Source organism: Coleofasciculus sp., assembly GCF_046565525.1.
GTDB lineage: Bacteria > Cyanobacteriota > Cyanobacteriia > Cyanobacteriales > Coleofasciculaceae > Coleofasciculus.
Genome location: NZ_JBKHUP010000229.1, coordinates 1 through 2,560 on the forward strand (window position 1 = coordinate 1; position 2,560 = coordinate 2,560).

Here is a 2,560-nt window from a genome sequence, read left to right on the forward strand (position 1 = left end):
TCACTCGGCTGAAAATCGTTTCAATCCCCAAGGGATTGGCAAAATAGACGCGCCCGCCTTCTGTGATATTAAATTCCTCAAAACTGTGGAACAAATTCGTGTCGCGAATCGCTCCCCCTTCAATCAAATCGGCGGGTAAGCCTTTTATCTCCACATTTGGTGTCACGATAGAATTTTCAGCACCTAAGGTAGTATCAGGAGTCATTTGAGCGAGGACAGGATTCTCTAAAACAGTAATTGTCCCTCCCATCGCTAACAATCCGGCTAGTTTCACTGTCCAGTTTCTAGTCATTTGGTAGATAGTCCTTCCCAAAAAAGTTAATGATGCCGCCATTAACTTGAATTAATCTACCCCCCTAGGATAGAGGCAACTTATTTTTCTTTTTGTTAATTTTGAGGATCATTGCCACACTTAATCACAGAAACTGGGATTAACCCAGAACGCTTTAGGCGTAGAATTGGCGATAGATGCGGTTAAAGTAACATTTCCCTCAGTATCAATTACCCACCCATTGGCTTCCACAATTTCTACATTTGACCTTGGTATTGTTGTCGTCACCTCAACCGATTCATCAGCCTCTGATTCTACGGGAATCCAATCGGCTAATACCGCTTCCCCCCGCAATAACTCATTCGGTTTTGGCGGTAAACCCCCGCGCCCCGTCACCACAAACTGACTGCGGTTCTCCACCACATCAGCCTGACAAACTTGATTCACTAATCCTCGCACATCCACAGGCTGCGTTGGGAATTGGATTAATCCGCGACTGGGGTCACTATCGGGCGTATTCAGCATGACATTCCCCTCTAACCCAAATTGAGAACTGGCAGTAATATCACTTTTTTGCGTTCGTTCTGGACGAAATTCTAGCCCAAAAATACTTTGAGCGGTGATATTAATATTGCCCCCATTTCCGCCAAAGGCATCTGCCACAATATCGCTATTTTCATCTTCAATCGCCACGACAAATTCCGTATCTATATCAATATTGCCCCCATTCCCTTGACCCCCAAACGCTTCTGCCGAAATCAGACTATTGCGGCGCATTTCGATTAAATCCTCTACCTGAAGATTAATATTACCCCCCTCACCAGAAACCGTTTTGGCAATCAACGCCCCCTGATTATCCAAGGTAATAGTATCCGCTTCAATTCTCATCCTGCCTGCATTACCTGTCGCGGCATCAGGAAAGGTGATATTCAGTCCCGCGCCAAACCCATAAGTGCCACTACTAAACCGGGCTAAGTCCTCCTGAGTTGTACCCGTTGAAACCGTGATTCTTGCCCCATTCTTCACCACCAGTTGTGGTGTTTCCACCTCTATATTATTACCATCACCAGCACCGAAACCTTGGGAATATAAGCCACTAGAAATCCCCCCGGCTGAGATACCATTGAGTTCGATAGACTCAGAAGCGTTAACCGATAAACTCCCGGCTTCACCCACCCCAAATGTAGATGCAGATAGAACAGCGCCATCCCCAACCCTCAAGCGCTGAGTATTAATACTCAAGCGCCCTCCTCGACCAAATTCTATCGTATCCGTCGATATGCCACTAGGAATACCCCTGATAGCCGATACGCCCATGACATCCACAGATTCAGTCGCATTAATGGTTAAATTTCCGGCATCTCCTAGGCTAAACGACGTAGTACCTATTCCTGCACCATCTTGCACAATTAAGCGTCGCGTAGTTAGGGTTAAGTTTCCCGCATCACCCGCACTGCGAGTTGCCGCGCCTAAAAAAGAAGGATACTGTTCATCCGGAGTTGTGCCACTCAATTCTATAGACTCGGCAGCATTTACGCTTAACTCTCCACCTTGACTTGGGCTAAGGGTTGTGGTTGATATTCCTGAACCGCCTCGGATGGTTAAACGTCCGGTATTAACGTGGATATTTCCAGCATTACCTGTGCTGTAGGATTGAGTATATAAGCCACCCGGAATATTGAAGGGTGTCGTGCCAATTAATTCCACCGCATCAGTGGCTTGTATATTGACATCTCCCCCTTGTCCTTGACCAAAACTATAGGCTGATATTTCTGAACCATCTTGAATCGTCAATTGTCCCGTTTTTATCGTGACATCTCCCGTTCCGCCTGTTCCTATTGTGAAGGTTAATAAGGAATTGGCTGGGCTATTTAGGGGTGAACCGGGCGCATTGATAATCGTATTCTGAACCTCTGGCGGTAAAGTTGCCACAAAGTCTGCCAGGGGTGGAATAACTGTAATTAATGTGTTCAGTAATCGGCTATCGGCTTGGGTTCCCCGGAGTTGAATCGAATCCGATGCGGCTATCGTTAAATCTCCAGATTGAGCCGCGCCTAAGGTACCGACAATGACTCGTGCGGCATTATTTAAGGAAACTGTATCCGCTTCAATGGTAATATTTCCCCCTTGAACAGGTATCGGGGAAAAGGGCAACAGACTAGCACTAAGGATGAGATGATTATCCCACGCGATCGCACCTTGACTCGCCAGCTTAATTGTTCCTCCTAATGCCCCTAGAGAAAAGATATCTGAAGTGATGATATCTCCCTCCCCAATCAGGCTAATATC

Annotated in this window: 1 protein-coding gene and 1 pseudogene; both read right to left on the reverse strand. The window is 46.4% G+C overall.

Annotated features, from left to right (window positions below):
- A partial coding sequence (locus ACLGGO_RS35325) for a two-partner secretion domain-containing protein (RefSeq protein ID WP_446422816.1) occupies window positions 1-292 on the reverse strand: 292 nt, incomplete at its 3' end.
- A 120-nt stretch (window positions 293-412) separates the two neighbouring features.
- A pseudogene (locus ACLGGO_RS35330) lies at window positions 413-2,560 on the reverse strand (hypothetical protein); the annotation flags it as partial.